Annotated in this window: 10 protein-coding genes; 1 reads left to right on the top strand and 9 read right to left on the bottom strand. The window is 48.7% G+C overall.

Going from position 1 to position 16,571, the window contains the following annotated elements; all coding sequences use genetic code 11:
* Positions 1-31 precede the first annotated feature (31 nt).
* The gene (locus tag HMPREF9999_RS03000) at positions 32-1,687 is read left to right on the top strand and encodes a putative transporter (RefSeq protein ID WP_009436851.1); all 1,656 of its coding nucleotides are present in this window, start codon (positions 32-34) and stop codon (positions 1,685-1,687) included.
* Between the two features lie 350 nt (positions 1,688-2,037).
* Here HMPREF9999_RS03000 and HMPREF9999_RS03005 read toward each other — a convergent pair whose 3' ends face one another.
* From HMPREF9999_RS03005 to HMPREF9999_RS03045, 9 genes are all read right to left on the bottom strand, one after another.
* Complete coding sequence (locus HMPREF9999_RS03005) at positions 2,038-3,375, bottom strand: Na+/H+ antiporter NhaC family protein (protein WP_009436852.1); 1,338 nt, start codon at positions 3,373-3,375, stop codon at positions 2,038-2,040.
* On the bottom strand, positions 3,368-6,241 hold the full coding sequence (gene uvrA / locus HMPREF9999_RS03010; protein ID WP_009436853.1) for an excinuclease ABC subunit UvrA: 2,874 nt from the start codon (positions 6,239-6,241) through the stop codon (positions 3,368-3,370). Before uvrA ends, HMPREF9999_RS03005 begins: the two co-directional genes overlap by 8 nt.
* Before the next feature lie 3 nt (positions 6,242-6,244).
* Positions 6,245-6,715 carry an FKBP-type peptidyl-prolyl cis-trans isomerase gene (locus HMPREF9999_RS03015; protein WP_052316472.1) on the bottom strand — a complete coding sequence of 157 codons (471 nt, stop codon included), beginning with the start codon at positions 6,713-6,715 and terminating at the stop codon, positions 6,245-6,247.
* Positions 6,716-6,834: 119 nt separating this feature from the next.
* Positions 6,835-8,079 (bottom strand): sugar MFS transporter, encoded by a 1,245-nt coding sequence (locus HMPREF9999_RS03020; protein WP_009436855.1) that lies wholly within the window; start codon positions 8,077-8,079, stop codon positions 6,835-6,837.
* 62 nt (positions 8,080-8,141) lie between these two features.
* Entirely contained in the window at positions 8,142-8,849 is a 708-nt protein-coding gene (locus HMPREF9999_RS03025) for a Sir2 family NAD-dependent protein deacetylase (protein ID WP_044063072.1), read from the bottom strand.
* 298 nt (positions 8,850-9,147) lie between these two features.
* Positions 9,148-9,549 carry a DoxX family protein gene (locus HMPREF9999_RS03030; protein ID WP_009436858.1) on the bottom strand — a complete coding sequence of 134 codons (402 nt, stop codon included), beginning with the start codon at positions 9,547-9,549 and terminating at the stop codon, positions 9,148-9,150.
* Positions 9,550-9,836: 287 nt separating this feature from the next.
* A complete protein-coding gene (locus tag HMPREF9999_RS03035; protein ID WP_009436859.1) occupies positions 9,837-10,430 on the bottom strand; it encodes a YqiA/YcfP family alpha/beta fold hydrolase in 594 nt (197 codons plus the stop codon).
* 146 nt (positions 10,431-10,576) lie between these two features.
* The gene (locus tag HMPREF9999_RS03040; RefSeq protein ID WP_009436860.1) at positions 10,577-14,338 is read right to left on the bottom strand and encodes an AAA family ATPase; all 3,762 of its coding nucleotides are present in this window, start codon (positions 14,336-14,338) and stop codon (positions 10,577-10,579) included.
* 70 nt (positions 14,339-14,408) lie between these two features.
* A complete protein-coding gene (locus HMPREF9999_RS03045; RefSeq protein WP_044063074.1) occupies positions 14,409-15,644 on the bottom strand; it encodes an exonuclease SbcCD subunit D in 1,236 nt (411 codons plus the stop codon).
* Positions 15,645-16,571 lie beyond the last annotated feature (927 nt).

Below are 16,571 nucleotides of genomic sequence, written 5' to 3' on the forward strand. Positions count from 1 at the left end.
CATAATTTCTGGTGGGTGCATTACTTTGTTTATGTGGATTGTAAAGCTTCTCACTGAACCCTCTGCCATTCAAGCTGTTATTGTATTATCGGCTGTCTGTGCTCTTGGACTTTCTTTAGCTAAATTCCGATTTAGAGGCGTTAGTCTTGGCATCACCTTCGTTTTCTTTGCAGGTATCTTGGCTGGAGCGTTGGGATTAAAACTAGACCCACAGATGGTGGCGTATGCCGAAAGTTTCGGACTCATCCTTTTTGTCTACACCTTAGGTTTACAAGTGGGACCTGGTTTTGTAACGACCTTCAAACATGGAGGTACGTGGCTCAACATCCTTTCCCTCACTGTCGTCATCATCGGTACTATCATGGCAGTGGGCATCGCACTGATGGGATGGTTGCCCTTTGCCGACCTCATGGGGGTGCTTTGTGGAGCCACCACCAACACACCGGCACTCGGTGCTGCACAGCAAACACTCAAACAACTGGGACAACCTTCGGCAGTGGCTGCCTTGAGTTGTGCCGTCACCTACCCCATCGGCATGGTGGGCGTCATCATTGTCTTGGTGATTATGCGAGGTTGGCTCCAGCGACACGACCATGGTGAAGAGAATGACCACAGTGAAGAAGCCTACATTACGGCCTATTGTGTGCGCAATCCTGCTCTCTTCGGCCAGGATATTCATGAAGTGGTGCATCATTCGGATCATGCAAAATTTGTGGTATCACGCATTTGGCGAGAGGGAAAAGTGATTCTTCCTAATGCTACGACTGTGCTGCAAGAGGGCGACCGTCTGCTTATCATCACACTCAAGTCGCAGGTAAACACACTTACCACCCTTTTTGGTGAACATGAAGAGCAAGATTGGAATAAGGACAACATCGACTGGAATGCGATTGATGCGCATCTCATTTCGCGACACGTGCTCATCACACGCCCTAGCATCAATGGTAAACGACTTCGCGACCTCAATCTCCGCCTGCTTCATGGTGTGACGGTGAGTCGTGTGAAACGTACCGACCTTCAACTTCTTGCCACTCCCGACCTTATGCTCCGCATGGGCGACCGCGTGACGGTGGTGGGCAACGAAGAGGGTATAGAAAAGGTGGTAACGCTTTTGGGAAATGAGGTGAAATCTTTGGAAGAACCCAACATGGTGACCATCTTCCTAGGGATTGTTCTTGGACTTCTCCTTGGCAGTGTGCCCATTCATTTCGGGTTGAGCTATCCCATCAGCCTCGGTCTTGCTGGTGGTCCCATCATCATGGGCATCATCATCGGAGCTTATGGACCGCGCCTCCACATGGTGGCTTACACCACGCAGTCTGCCAACTTGATGCTGCGCTCTCTCGGGCTTTCTATGTATTTGGCTTGCCTTGGCCTTGATGCAGGAGGAGATTTCTTAGCCACCGTCATGCAGCCTGCCGCTCTCAAATGGATTGGCTTTGCTGCCCTACTCACTGCTCTCCCCATGGCGATTGTAGCCGTGATAGCGGTGGTGTATCGTCGCAAATCCTTTGCCACCACTGCGGGTATGCTTTGCGGAGCTATGGCAAATCCCATTGCCCTAGGCTATGTGAACGACACTGTAGAGGGCGACCAAGCCTCATTAGCTTACGCTGCCGTCTATCCTTTGGCGATGTTCCTGCGTGTCATCATTGCCCAAATCATCGTCATGCTCTGGTTTGGATAGAGGGGGCTAGCGTTGCACGCTATTGATTGTATTTATTTTTGATGATTATCTGTCATCATTCTCCTTTCTTGAGGTGTTGCACTGTGTAGCACCTCATTTTATTTACTCTTATTTATCGGGTAATAAACTACAAATTTGCCAAACATACTTATCAAACCAAGATATAACCAAAGAAAAGTCTTCACTTTTTGGCCATTTTTTCTCTCTTTTGCGTCATATCAATCCATATATTTATAGAGGAGAATGGAAAACGGCATTACACACTTTTAGATAATAGTAGGATAGCATCTTGTGACATATAGAAATCCCCTCAACGAATCTTTCGCTGAGGGGATTTTTAAAAGAAAGACTTAGCTAAATTTGCGAGGGTAGCGCAAGAGGATGCTCAGAATGGCAATGGCAGCCAAGACGAAGTTGTAGTACATGTGAGGAAGAATCTCCACAGGACTGAGTTTGACTAAGCTGGCAGCAAGGAGGAGCTGCGCACCATAGGGCAATAGCCCCTGCATGACACAGGAGAAAGTGTCGAGCAACGAAGCACTCTTGCTTTTGTTCACCCCATAAGTTTCAGCAATCTCGTTAGAAATCTTGCCCACAGCAAGGATAGCCACCGTGTTGTTAGCAGTGACGCAGTTGATGATCGCCACAAGGGCTGAAATCACGCCTTCTGCTCCACGTTTGCCGTGGATGTGACGCGTGAGACTGTTGATGATAAACTGGATGCCTCTGTTGTGACGAATCACTTCCATCAATCCTCCTGCCAAGAGCGCAATGAGGATGGTACTGGTCATACCACCAATGCCCTTTGCCATAGATGCGAACCACCCCTCGAGACCAAAACTACCAGTGGTCATGCCCACTATGCCAGAAAGGATGTTGCCCATGAGCAGTACAAGAGTCACGTCGAGTCCCATGACAGCAGCGACAATGACGAGCAGATAAGGCATGATTTTCAAGAACTCTACGGCAGGAATCTGCGTGATGGGAGCACCGGTGTTGCCTAGGAAGTAGTAGATGACGAAGCACACCAAAGCTGCAGGAGCCGCAATGTAGATGTTGGTGCGGAATTTCGCACTCTGTTTCACCCCTTGCGTGCGTGTAGCCACGATGGTGGTGTCGGAGATGAAAGAGAGATTGTCGCCAAAGAAAGCCCCTCCCACCACAGCCGCTACCACAAGCGGCAGAGCGATGCCCGAAGAAGAGGCAATGCCGGATGCCATGGGCACGAGTGCCACGACCGTACCCACACTGGTGCCGATGCTGAGTGAGACAAAACAAGCAGCGAGGAACAATCCCGGCAAGAGCAACGATGAGGGAAGCAGTTGGAGGGTGAGCCCTACGGTGGAGTCGATAGCGCCCATGTCTTTTGCCGTTTGGGCGAAACTTCCTGCGAGGATGAAGATCCAGAGCATCATCATCAGATTTTTATCCCCCGCACCGCGGCTAAAGACCATCACACGGTCGGCAATGGAAAGTTTGCGCGGTTTATTGTTCTTCTCCACCGCCATTTCCGCAGCATGATTCTTGTTGGTGATGAAGAGAGCATAGGCAGAAGCGATGACAAAGACCACCACGAGTGGCACTTTGTCGAAATTGCCCCAAGCAATGCTCAGCGTGAGGAAGAGTCCGATGAGCACGAAGATGGGACTGAGGGCTATGAGTCCCTGACGAATGGTGATTTTAGTCATGCTGCGTAGAGTTGTGGGTCATCAAAGGCGCAAGATAGTGTGCGGTATATCCCTTGCCAGCTTCCACCAGTGCTTCGGGGGTGCCAGCAAAGACGAGTTCTCCACCAGCGGCTCCACCTTCGGGACCAAGGTCAATAACATGATCGGCAGTCTTCACCACATCGAGATTGTGCTCAATGACCACGAGGGAGTGTCCACGTTCGAGCAGAGCGTTGAAGGCATGGAGCAATCGGCTGATGTCGTGGAAGTGCAATCCCGTGGTGGGTTCGTCGAAGATGAAGAGTGTGGGCACAGCGCGTTCTTGCCCGAGATAGTAAGCCAGTTTGACACGCTGATTTTCACCTCCAGAGAGGGTAGAGGAAGACTGTCCGAGTTTGATGTAGCCCAGTCCCACATCTTGCAAGGGACGGAGGCGATTGACAATCTTTTTCTTGCCATAGTTGTCGAAGAATTCGATGGCTTGGTTCACCGTCATCTCTAAGATGTCGTAGATGTTTTTGCCTTCAAACTTCACCTCCAACACCTCATTCTTGAAGCGATGTCCATGGCAGGTTTCGCATTCAAGTTCGAGATCCGCCATAAATTGCATCTCCACCTTCACGGTGCCTGCACCCTTACACTCTTCGCATCGTCCGCCATCGGCATTGAAAGAGAAGAACGCAGGTTTCATCTCCATCTGCTGTGCGAGAGGTTGCTCAGCCATGAGTTTGCGAATCTCGTCATACGCCTTGACATAGGTGACGGGATTGGAGCGCGAAGAGCGTCCGATGGGGTTTTGGTCCACAAAGTCTACCGCGCGAATAGCATCGAGATCGCCCTCCAACGCCACAAATTCGCCAGGGCGTTCGGCTGTTTCGTCCAAGTGTCGCTGAATGGCAGGATAGAAGATGTTGCGCACGAGGGTAGATTTGCCCGAACCCGACACACCTGTCACCACGGTGAAGACATTGAGGGGGAAATCCACGTCGATGCCTTTGAGATTGTTTTCACGCGCTCCCTTGATGGTGATTTTGCGGTTCCATTTTCTGCGCGAATTGGGGAGTTCGATGCGCTCACATCCGAGGAGATAGTTGAGTGTGTGGCTCGTCAGGGGCGATTCACCTGAGGTAGGCTTCTTATTGTCGGTTTTACTCTCGACCAGGTGTCGATAGTCGCCGCTCCACACCACTTGTCCTCCATGTCGTCCTGCTTCTGGACCGATGTCGATAATGTGGTCGGCAGCGCGCATGATGTCTTCATCGTGCTCCACCACCACCACGGTGTTGCCCACATCGCGGAGTTCTTTCAAGACGTGAATTAGGCGATCGGTGTCGCGTGAGTGCAAACCGATGGAGGGTTCGTCGAGGATGTAGAGACTACCCACCAAACTGCTGCCGAGGGAGGTGGAAAGATTGATGCGCTGGCTTTCTCCACCCGAAAGACTGTTGGAGAGGCGGTCGAGGGTGAGATAGTTGAGCCCCACTTCTTCGAGGAAGTGCAGGCGGCTATTGATTTCAGACAACAGACGTTGTGCGATTTGGGCTTCGTGCTCCGTGACTTCAAGAGCAGCAAACCATGCCGCGAGATCTTTGACCGACATTTTCACGAGGTCGGCAATGGTTTTTCCTCCCACTTTCACGTAGAGTGCTTCGGGACGTAGGCGACTGCCTCGACAATCGGGGCAAGTGGTTTTGCCGCGATAGCGAGCGAGCATCACCCGATTTTGGATTTTGTATTGCCCCATCTCGAGGGCTTTGAAAAATCCATCGATACACACATCCACATCACCTTCTTCCCAAGCCATGCCTTCGCCACCATGCCAGAGCAAATCGCGCTGTGCTTCGGTGAGGTTGAAGTAGGGTTCAAAGATGGGGAAGTTATGTTGTTGAGCACGGCGTAAGAACTCTTCGCGCCACATGCCCAGTTTTTCTCCACGCCAGCACATCACTGCGCCATCAAAGACGGAGAGGGAGCGATTGGGGATGACCAGATGCTCATCGATGCCCATCACCTTGCCGAAGCCTTCGCAACGCGGACAAGCGCCCACGGGAGAGTTGAAAGAGAACAGATTATCGGAAGGGTCTTCAAAGGTGATGCCATCGGCTTCAAATCGTGTGGAAAAATGCTCCAAATTCTTTTCGGGATAGAAGCGCAACAAGCATTCTCCATCGCCTTCGAAGAGTGCCGTTTCCACAGAGTCGGTGAGTCGCGACACCCCATCCTTGGAAGCATCTACGGCAAGGCGGTCGAGGAGGAGGAATAGACGTCCTTCGCGGAGGGCTGTTTCGTAGCGCAACATCGCGGCTTCGCTCTCTATGGCTTCGTCCATGCGCACCATCTCTCCATCACAGTCGAGGCGCGAAAGACCTTGTTGCATCATCACCTCCATTTGTTGCTGGAAGGTGCGGTCATCTCTCTCCTTGAGGGGAGCGAGAACAGTGAATCGGGTGCCAGGGTTGTGTTGCAAAGCAGCTGCCACTACATCATCGGCACTACAACGTCGCACTTCTTTGCCACTCACGGGGGAGTAGGTGCGTCCGATGCGCGCAAAGAGCAGGCGGAGATATTCGTAGATTTCGGTGCTGGTGCCCACGGTGGAACGTGGGTTGCGGCTGGTTACTTTCTGTTCGATGGCGATGGCAGGTGGCAAGCCTTTGATGTAGTCCACCTCGGGCTTGTTCATTCTGCCCAAGAATTGTCGGGCATAAGCCGAGAGACTCTCTACATAACGACGCTGACCTTCGGCATACAGTGTGTCGAAGGCCAACGATGATTTACCAGAACCGGAAAGTCCTGTGATAACAATGAACTGATTGCGCGGAATCTTCACCTCAATGTTCTTGAGATTATTGACGCGCGCTCCTTTCACCTCGATATATTGGTTCATAAATTAGTTGATGTCGATCAATTCGAGTTGGAAAATCAGGGTGCTGTGCCCTGGAATGTCGCGACCTGCTCCGCGTTCTCCATATCCAGCTTCGGCAGGAACGTAGATTTCCCACTTCTCGCCGATGTGCATGTTGACTAAAGCTACTTGCCAACCGGTGATGAGCTCATTGACACGGAACACTGCGGGTGCACCGCTCCCTCTGCGTGAGGAATCAAACTGCTTACCGTCGATAAGTTTGCCTTCGTAGTGCACAGTGACCACGCTGCGAGGTTGCGGGGTGGACTGGAGTTTGCGGAGTGTGCGCTCTGTGGCACCTTCTGGTGCTGGAGGAGCTGGAGTGATGACACGATATTTCACGCCACAACGGAGGGTCTGGATGCCAGGCTTTCCTTCGAGGTTGGCGAGAAAGTTGATATTTTCTTCGCGATAAGCTGCAAGAGCTGCCGCGTTCATTTTCTTTTTGTGAGCCATAAGTTGTAGTTTTTCTGGGGGACTAGAGGGCCTAGTTTTTCTAGATGTTCTAGGGGGGCTAGCGTCTATCTCGGTCCTAGCCACGTTTGTCGTGGCGAGCATAAAAGGGTCTATGACCCCTATCGTCTAGAAATTGCGTAAGCAGCGATGACGACGAAGCAGACGAGAGGAACGATGAAGCCCAATGCCATGCTGTGACCATCTGCCACAATGCCCATGAGCAAGGGAGCGACTGCACCACCCACGATGCTCATGATGAGCAGGGAGGACGCGATTTTGGTGTGCGCGCCCAGACCACGAAGGGCAAGGGCAAAGATGGTTGGAAACATGATGCTTTCGCAGAGATATACCACCAAAAGTGCAGCAAATCCTATGCCTCCAGGAGCCAGCACCACGGCACTAGTAGCGAGTGTGGCAATGATGGCTAATATCGCCAAAAGATGTTCGGCGCGGATGCGACCCATCGCCCAACTGCCACCAAGACGTCCGAGCATGAAGAGTCCCATGCCTCCAAAACTCAGGAGGGTGGCTGCCATGCTGTCGGTGATGGCGATGTGCTCTGTGGCGTAGTTGATGAAGAAACTGTTGACACCCGTTTGTGCGGCTACATAGAGGAAGAGGGCTACCCATCCAAAGACAAAAGCACTCTTGCGCGAAAGGATGCGAATCTCAGACAGCGTAGAGGTTTGTGGTGTGTCAAGAGTAGCATCTTTTGTGGTGAGGCTTTGCGCTTCACCTGTGGTTTCGGAGGAAGTGGAGGAGCTGATTTCGGGCAGACGCACAAAACAGAAGACGGCACCGATGATGAGCACCGTCACCCCAATGAGAGCGTAGGGAAGAGCGATGTTAGGAGCGCTTTCTGGAGAAAACAAGAACCAACCTCCCACGAGTGGACCAAGAATCCACCCGAGCCCATTGAACGACTGGGAGAAGTTGATGCGTTGTTCGCTGGCATCGGCATCACCCAAGACGGTGACATAGGGATTGGCAGAGGTTTCGAGAAAAGTCAAGCCACAACCGATGACGAAGAGCGAGAATAGGAAGAAGGGGAAAGCCATGATTTCGGCTCCCGGAATGAAAAGCAAGGCACCAATGCCATAGAGAAACAACCCCGTGAGCACTCCGGCACGATAGCCCCAGTGACGAATCACAGCGCCTGCAGGCAATGCCATGAGAAAATAGCCTCCATAGACCACCACTTGAATGAAAGCAGACTGCGTCTTGCTGAGGTGCATTTCATTTTGAAAGAATTTGTTGAGCACATCAAGGATGCTATGGGCAAACCCCCAGAGGAAGAAGAGGGAAGTAACTAAGAGAAAAGGCACAAGGTAGTTGCGCCCATCACGAGTTTTAACGAGTTTCATTGGCGTTCTGAGAATTATATATGAGCCCTACTGGCTATCATAACAACTTTAAGTAAGACCTTTTATGAGTGGGCTGCGAGCAGGGTGCACAAGTGTGCAATACCCTCTGAAGCACCTTGCTGAATAAAGGTGAGATAATGTGAAGAAGGAACATTCACCTCATTGGGATCAATCAAATAGATGGGAATATCTTTGCGAGCATAGTGCACCAATCCTGCGGCAGGATAGACCATTAGTGAAGTCCCCACTATGACAAAGACATCAGCTTGTGCCACTATTTCGGCTGCAACTTCAATCATAGGTACAGCTTCCCCAAACCACACAATATATGGACGTAGCAAACTCCCATCAGTAGCACATTGTCCTGGTGCAATTTCTAAATTAGGCGACTGGAGGGTGGTGATGAAAGCAGGATTTTCTGGATTACGAGAAGAAGTGACCTTCATGAGTTCACCATGCAAATGTACTACTCTACTACTACCAGCTCTCTCATGCAAATCATCTACATTCTGTGTCACAATAGTCACATCCCAGTCCTGTTCTAATGCAGCCAATAATTCATGTCCGCGATTGGGATGCGCAGTCACTAACTGCCGGCGAAGTCCATTGTAGAAGCCATTGACATAATCTGGATCGGCAGCCCATCCTTCGGGAGTCGCCACGCGCTCCACGGGATGTGTCTCCCACAATCCTCCACTATCACGGAAGGTGGCAAAACCACTTTCTGCACTCATGCCAGCTCCCGTCAAAACTACTAATTTCCGTTTCATACCGTCTATGTGTTTGGAATGAATCATCACTGCCCTCTCTTTTCTCTAATACTAATAGATAAGGCAAAAAGATGCAATGTAGCAATTGGCAAATGTACTCATTTCTTCCGACATAGCTGCGGATTTACAGGTCTTTTCGTATGATGTCTTAACTTTTTCACCAGTGTTGAAAAGAGAGAGGTTCAGGCAAGACACGAGATTCCCCTCTCTCGAAGTAGCATTGCACTATCGAAAGAGGGGAAAGAAGAATGAAACTACATATACAAGGAAGCACTAGCTCCAAGTATACATGTAAGTCTTAGTCCAAACAAGTGCGTGAAGCTATGATATACTTCCCTCCACCAGTAAACACAAGTGCTACAGCAGGGAAGAAGAAGAGCATGGGAAGCTCAATCGCCCATCCTCCCATAGGAGAAAGGGAGAAAACATCTCCGCAGTGGGCCATTGCCACAGCTACAAGCATATTAAAAGCAATCACGGCAGCAGCAGGACGGATGAGAAGTCCTACAATGAGCAAAAGAGGAGCTACCACTTCTCCTACCAAAGCACCGTAAGCCAAAAACTCAGGCAAACCCATACCAGCAAGCATGCCTTTGATTCCTGCAAAGCCATTAGAAATCTTAGCAAAACCATGGAGTAATAGCATAAGTCCGATGCTTACTCGAAGAATAAGGATACCAATGTTTAAATTACGAGACATAAGTTTAGTGTGTTGGATGAATAAAATGTAAGTTCTGTACCCCTTTTAATGTTTATCGGGATGTGCTTCAATGCAAAGATACAACATTTTAGAGAAATCATAAGATTCTTTTCTCTACATATTTTTAAGGAGTCAATTATCACTCTCCTATGTTTAAGCCCCATTGTTCATGAATTCATATTTGTCTAATATGTAGTTTCAAGAACAGTGGGGCTTTTTTTGTTATTATCGCTTCGCAGTTTTCATATCCTCTCGATCAGAACATGGATTTTTAGGAGTCACTACCTTTAGTTCAATCCTAAAAGTTGTCTGACGATCGGGAGTACCACTCGGCTTAACACTTTGTCATTAAGCGAATGCTCTCCATCGAAGACTACGAAATGCTCCTTTCCATAGTATTTTACATAGTCTTTTTGGTGATTCACTCGCTTGTCTTTATCTCCAAAAAGTCCCCATACTAATTGCTTATCTTCGGCTGTAACTCCCTTACCAGTGGACTTTTCGATGGCTTTGAACTCAGCCACCATCTCTTTATCCACCTTAAAATCCTTAGCTCCATCAGCACGCTTGTTGTAAAACTCACGACGTCCCATCCCTCCAAAGGTGAGAAGACGTGACATAGACCATGCAGGATTAATGAGCACCCGAGGAATACCACGCAATTGCTCTCCAAAAAGTCCACCCATCGAGGAAGTCACCACTACATCAGGCTTTTCTTCTTCGATGATCTGCGCTATGAGTGTCATCGCAGCTTGCGGCATCACAGGCAAATCTGGAGCTATCACCGACACTCCATCAGCATAAAGAAGTTGGCGCAGTGTCATCACCGTGCCAGAGTGGCCGCTAGAAGCAAAACCATGCAAGAAAAGTATCTTTTTCATTGAGCAATTGCAAGATTATAAATGAATTATAGCTTCAGAAATACTTATTACTTTCAACATTCCTATCACAGAGCAGGCTATATAATAGCCTAGAAGATTGACTACTCTACCTCCTCTATACAAACATATCACAGCCTCTCCTTGACTTATTCCACCACGATTGTGGAGCATCCACCAGCACCTTGTTTCACTATTTTGACTTGTGGAGCAATCTGTGCGCGAATCTGTTCGGTGTGACTCACCACACCCACTTTGCGCCCTTGTCCATCTTCGAGAGCAGCTAAAGCATCAAGCACCAAGGCTAGGGAGTTCTCGTCAAGATGGCCAAACCCTTCATCAATAAACAGGCTGCCTATGTTTAGCGTAGTGCTCGAAAGCGAAGCCAATCCTAAAGCGAGCGCAAGCGAAACAATGAAAGTTTCTCCTCCCGAAAGAGAATTCACATAGCGATGCTCATCGAGCATATCGTGATCCACCACTTCCAGTGTGAGCGAACCAGGAATCACCTTCAAACCATAGCGAGGAGTAAGGCGGCGCAAATGGAAATTGGCATGTTCCACCAAGAGCGAGAAGGTGTAACTCTGCGCCATATCACGAAATTTCTTACCATCTTTCGAGCCAAACACAGCACTCAATCGCTTCCATTCAGTAGCATTTTCTTCTGCACGCTCCACCATCGCTCTTTGCGACTCCGACTCACGAATACTATCTTCGTGTCGGCGCAAACGATGTTTCAATTCTTCTTGCTCCGACTGTTGTTGGAGCAATTTTTCTTCTAGGAGAGGCAAAGCTTCCTGCAAGGCTTCAGGTTGCTCATCTTCAGCATCTGAAGGACGATTAGGCTGACCTTGCCAAGCATTGTATGCATCAGAAGCCTGCTGCATCGTCTGCTGTGCCAGCAACATACGCTCTTTGCTCGTAGAAATCTCAATGCGTAGAGCTTGCCAGTCGCGAGAATCTTGAAAAATCCGATTCAACTCTGTCTGCTGCAAAGGCTCATTGTCACGATTGAAGCGCGTAATAGCCATGTCAAGATCTGTGCGTCGCTGACGTAAATCACCCTCCGATTTCACTCGGTTTTCCGCCAAACTTTGTTGCTGTCCCACAGTTTGTTGCAACTGAGCATTGAGCGATTCGTGTGCCCCTTGGAGTTGCTTGAACTGCGCAGCAGCTACATCAATGTTACGTTGCAGCGTCTCAGCCAAACTTTTTGGTGTATCGTGTCCAAAGAGGCGCACGATTTCCTCACGGCGTTCCGCAAGCAGCTCACGCAACTGGCTACACTTTCCACGCAATGCGTTCGTCGCATTATACTGATCCTTCACTGTCTGCTGCAAAGTCTCAATCAAATTGCGCAACACGCGTTGTTCTGTCGAGCCAGCATCAATTCTATCATTGATCAATCGCCATTCTTCATAGATTTCGCTCAATCGCTTCATATACGCTTCGATCGAATCATCGCGCCATCCAGCAAGGGTGAGCAAATCATCGAGCGACTTGTAGAGCCCTTCGATGCGCGCATCGCTTTGTACCATCAACTGGTGGATACGTTCGCGATTTTGTGCATGAATACGAAGATTCGTTTCCAAATCACCACGTTGTTTCATCACCACTTCCAAAGTCTCTTCCAGTTTTGCCACCTTCTCATTCACCTCTTTCAGAGCAGTACTATGGAAACGATAGACTTCAAGATCCTTTTCACTCTGTTTCATCTGTCGCTCCACCGCATCAATGAGCATCTCGATGGTAGTTCTTCGAGCTTGTCGGTTCACTTCTGGCGAGCACTCCACAAACGAAGGGTCTAGATGAGCAAACTTCGCCCAGTAAGCCACATCATTTTGCTGTTTCTCCTCAAGTGCTTTCAGCACCTGCGCTTCACTGTTTTGCTGCGCTTGCTTGTTGCGTTTCTCTTCTTGGAGCAAAGTGAGCATCTCACGTTGCGCTTTGTAGTAGCGTTCAGCTTCGCGAAAATCTTTTTCGAGTTGTTGTTGTCGTTCTCCCGACACTTGTTCCACCTCGGTGTGATAAGGGTGGTGTGCACTCCCACACACAGGGCAAGGAGTCCCCTCTTTGAGCAGTGTGCGAAGCAACTCCACATCCTTCACTTGCGCCAACATGAAAGCCTCTTTCAGTTGATCAAAGCGTTTGAAACGTGATTGTTCTTCCTTTTCGGCCAAGAGTATTTCAGCTTCTTTTTGCTCAATCTGTCGTTTCCATCGCTGCTGCTGTGCACGAAGCTCCGACATCCGCTCATAGCGTTCCGTAATCTCTTGCCACATGCGTCGTGCTTCTTCCAAAAGCACACGACGCTCCGTGTCACGATTGTAGGAATCATATAGTTCTGTCTCCGAGATGTGTGCTATCGACTGCTGGTGTCCCAAGCGATTAGCACGAAGACTCGACAGAGCACCCTCTTGCGTAATCACTGTTGCTTTCACCTTTTCAAACTGCTCGGTCAGTTCTTGCAACAGATGATTCTCCTGACGATGCTCTCGGTCCAACCTATCATTGTAGCGCATTTCCTCAGCATACTGCTTGAGCTTCTCCGTGATAGTTTGATAGTTATCAAACATCGTGCGGTGAATCTCCAGCGACTGACGGCGCAAATTCAGCTGTTCAAGCTCCTTTTTCAATCGTTCTTCATCTTGCAAGCGTGTGCGCAGATCCAACTCTGTTTTTTCTTGTGTGAGCACAGCCTGCTCTTTGGCAGTTTCCGCCTCACTTTGTTGTTTCTCTAACGAAATGATTTCACCTTGCAGAGTGTGTCCTCGAGATATGTCGCCGCTACGCAAGCGCATTTGCTCTTCCGCAGCCGACTTGCGCTCAGTAGCCTGTTGCAATTCTTGATCGGCGGTTTTCATCTGAGCTTGCAACTGTGCTATCTCTTGTGCGATTTCGCTCTCTTTCTCTTTGATCAGCTCTATTTGGTTTGACAGCTCATTGATGCGCTCATAGGCAGGACGAAAGGGCAACACTGCATCATAGCGCGACAAAGCTTTTTCCTTATCACGCATCAGCAGATATTCATTGTTGGCAGCAGTGTTGCGCTTCATCGCCTCATCATATTGCGCCATCAATTCTACATTCTTCGCGTGCCACTGCAAGAACTGTGTGGTACGCTCTTTGCGATGCTGCAAATCGAGCAGCACACTGGCCAACATCTGTCCACGATGTTGCAACTCCACCACATCTTCCTCTGAAAGACGACCTTGTGCCAAACCCTCATATTTGGCTCTTTCATTGAGCACCTCTTGTTCCGCATCCTTGCACATGTCAAAGATTTGGGTAGATATGCGCCCATAGATAGCCGTTCCAGTGAGTTTTTCCAGCAGCACACTCTTCTCCTTAGACTGGGCTTTGAGGAAACTAGCGAAACTGCCTTGTGCCAATATCACCGTTCGTGAGAATTGTTCGTAGTCCAGTCCTATCACACGTTCCACAGCAGCTTGAGTGTCGGTCTTTCCCGAAGCCACACGTGTCACCTTACCTTTGGATGATATTTCATCCAAACTGCGTTCCACAGATTTGAAAGTTTCGTTGCGCGTCAATCCCACTTCCCAGCTCGCCTCGTAAGTGCCCCCACTAGGCACCGAAAATCTCACTCGGGCATATCCCTGCTTCGCACCACGGCGCAAGTAAGCACGTGGATCATTGAGCGATAGTTGAGCATTGATGCCCGCCGCTAATTCTGTTTGACTTTCAGTGAGTCTATCAAACTTCTCGTCCAGACGTGGGGTTTTACCATAAAGTGCCAAACAAATGGCATCGAGCAAACTACTTTTGCCCGCTCCAGTGTCGCCCGTGATGGCAAAAAGCCCAGCAGAACGAAGAGGTTCGGCCGTAAAATCTATGAAGTGCTCCCCTTCAAGAGAGGTGATGTTGCAAATGGTGATGGATTCTATCGTCATGTCGCCTAAAAAATGAGGGATGCGGTGAGAATTGATGTGGGATAAATGAGGCTATTAAAGCCACTACAGATTAGGACTCTTGAAGGGCTTGTTCGGCCTTTTCAAATCGTTGCACCAAAGCAGGCGACATCTCATCACCAAATTGGGCTTGATAGCAGCGTTGTGCCAAATCTAAGGGAGATATTTGCTCCAACTGGGTTTCGAGCGAAGGTAGATTGTCCGCATCTTGTGCCTTACGATGTGCCGTTTCTGTGGTGACACGGCAGAAGCGCACCGCCTTGTCGCTCAGCATTTGTGCTATCTTGGCGCGCAACTCAGGTTCGGGTTGTGAGAGTTCCACATGAAGTTCAAGATAAGGCCAACTCTCTCTTGGAGTCACTCCATTGTCTTTAGGCAAATCTGCCAAGAGCGACAATAACTTCTCGGGCGAGGCATTTCCATATTTGGGCAGTGTGAGCAACTCGCACAGCGGTGTGTAGTCAATGGCACTCACCTCAGCACGGCCACGCTCATCCAATTCTATTGCCATCACGCAACGCTGATAGTCGCGCTCCGAAAATGAAAGCGCAATCGGGCTTCCAGAATAACGCACAGTCTCTATGTCGGCCACCGCTTGTGGCTTGTGGATGTGTCCCAATGCCGTGTAAGCATAGCGTTTGCCCATATCATTCACCGATACGCAGTCTTGGCCACCCACAACCAATCGCTCACTATGTTCCTGCTCATTGACAAAAGCTCCCACAGCATAGAAGTGGGCAGCAACCACCACGGGAAGTTTTTTGAAATCACTCCCTTTGTGCCACTTATCCATCTGTTGAAGATGATATTTGATGCCTTCTTCCACACTCATTCCATGAGGATAATCCATCGGACGCAAAAACGGAAGTGCATAACACACCACAGCCGCTTCGGAAGTGTCACGAGGTGAAAGGGGAAGGATGTTGCGCTCAAAATCATAAACATCCTCCTTACGCTGCACTGTGCCACGCACGTAAATGTTGTGCTGTCTCAACAACTCTTCGGCAGCTTCGATGCGTGCTCCCGAATCGTGATTACCAGCTATCACCACCACCTGCATGTCCTCATTTTCACTCGTACACTGGGTGAGAAAATCAAAAAACAATCGCTGCACTTCCACACTTGGATTGGGTGAATCGAAAACATCACCACTGATGATGAGTGCATCGGGCTTTTCGGTACTCAGCGTTTGGAGCAACCATTGAAAAAAATGGCGATGTTCAGCCACACGACTATGTTGGTGAAAGACGTTGCCTAAGTGGAGGTCGGCTGTATGGATGATTTTCATTGCAATTGTGCTGATGAAGAAGTGGATGAGAAGGAGTAAATACAATGTTGCGAAATTACGATTTTCTTGTTGGATAAGCAATGTTTTTGAGCAAAACATCTCTGTGATTTATCTAGTTCTTCGTACAAGTCTATTTCTGCTTTTCAACGATAAAAAGATGAATGGAAACACTTGAACTAAAATGCAGTTGAACTGATTCCGATACATTTTTGCATTTGGGATTGCCCCACATAGATATAGGGGTAGAAATCATGGTAAAGAGTGAAAAAACAGCGAAAAAGTGAAGTATTATTTTGAAACACTTATTATTTTGCTATCTCTATAAAACAAATTGCTGGTATAATTTCATTTTTAGGAAAGACTACCTCGACGCACTTTATGCCCCCAACTGCTTCACGTCTATCCTCATTCTCCATCCGCTTGATTCTTGACTCTCACCGTTATCCAGTCCTCGCTCCAAAAATGGAGAACTTAATCTCAAAAAATCGCACATGAGTGTAGGCGAATGAATCAAGAATGAAGGAAGAAAGATAGATGCCCCATCAAACAATAGACAATCCATCAAGTAGAAACTCTTGCGCTACGCGCACACGCAAGAGTACGCGTGCGCGCCTGTCAGGGATTTTGCACTTTTTGCTTTCACAACCTTCACAGAATATCCCTATCTACTCCTTCTTTTGAAATCAAAATCAAGGAGATAGCAAATAAAAAGTCGGAGATTTCACACGAAATCTCCGACATATTTTGAAAAGTCTCCGAGCGATTTTCAAAACTCTCCCAGTTATTAGTCTCAATTTTTCTGGCTTTCTTGGTCTTTTTTCGCTCCTTCTGGCTTGACTATCTAAATAGATGTTATAAAATCGGGATAATCCGCTTATAACAAATCATTTACCAGAGATTTTGTGAAGGTTGTGAAAGCAAAAAGTG

It is taken from the genome of Alloprevotella sp. oral taxon 473 str. F0040 (assembly GCF_000318095.2).
Classification (GTDB): Bacteria; Bacteroidota; Bacteroidia; order Bacteroidales; family Bacteroidaceae; genus Alloprevotella.

Bases quoted from the DNA above. Each gene is read 5' to 3' on its own strand.
- HMPREF9999_RS03000 (WP_009436851.1), top strand. From the start codon at position 32: ATGTGGATTGTAAAGCTTCTCACTGAACCCTCTGCCATTCAAGCTGTT.
- HMPREF9999_RS03005 (WP_009436852.1), bottom strand. From the start codon at position 3,375: ATGACTAAAATCACCATTCGTCAGGGACTCATAGCCCTCAGTCCCATC.
- uvrA (WP_009436853.1), bottom strand. From the start codon at position 6,241: ATGAACCAATATATCGAGGTGAAAGGAGCGCGCGTCAATAATCTCAAG.
- HMPREF9999_RS03015 (WP_052316472.1), bottom strand. From the start codon at position 6,715: ATGGCTCACAAAAAGAAAATGAACGCGGCAGCTCTTGCAGCTTATCGC.
- HMPREF9999_RS03020 (WP_009436855.1), bottom strand. From the start codon at position 8,079: ATGAAACTCGTTAAAACTCGTGATGGGCGCAACTACCTTGTGCCTTTT.
- HMPREF9999_RS03025 (WP_044063072.1), bottom strand. From the start codon at position 8,849: ATGAAACGGAAATTAGTAGTTTTGACGGGAGCTGGCATGAGTGCAGAA.
- HMPREF9999_RS03030 (WP_009436858.1), bottom strand. From the start codon at position 9,549: ATGTCTCGTAATTTAAACATTGGTATCCTTATTCTTCGAGTAAGCATC.
- HMPREF9999_RS03035 (WP_009436859.1), bottom strand. From the start codon at position 10,430: ATGAAAAAGATACTTTTCTTGCATGGTTTTGCTTCTAGCGGCCACTCT.
- HMPREF9999_RS03040 (WP_009436860.1), bottom strand. From the start codon at position 14,338: ATGACGATAGAATCCATCACCATTTGCAACATCACCTCTCTTGAAGGG.
- HMPREF9999_RS03045 (WP_044063074.1), bottom strand. From the start codon at position 15,644: ATGAAAATCATCCATACAGCCGACCTCCACTTAGGCAACGTCTTTCAC.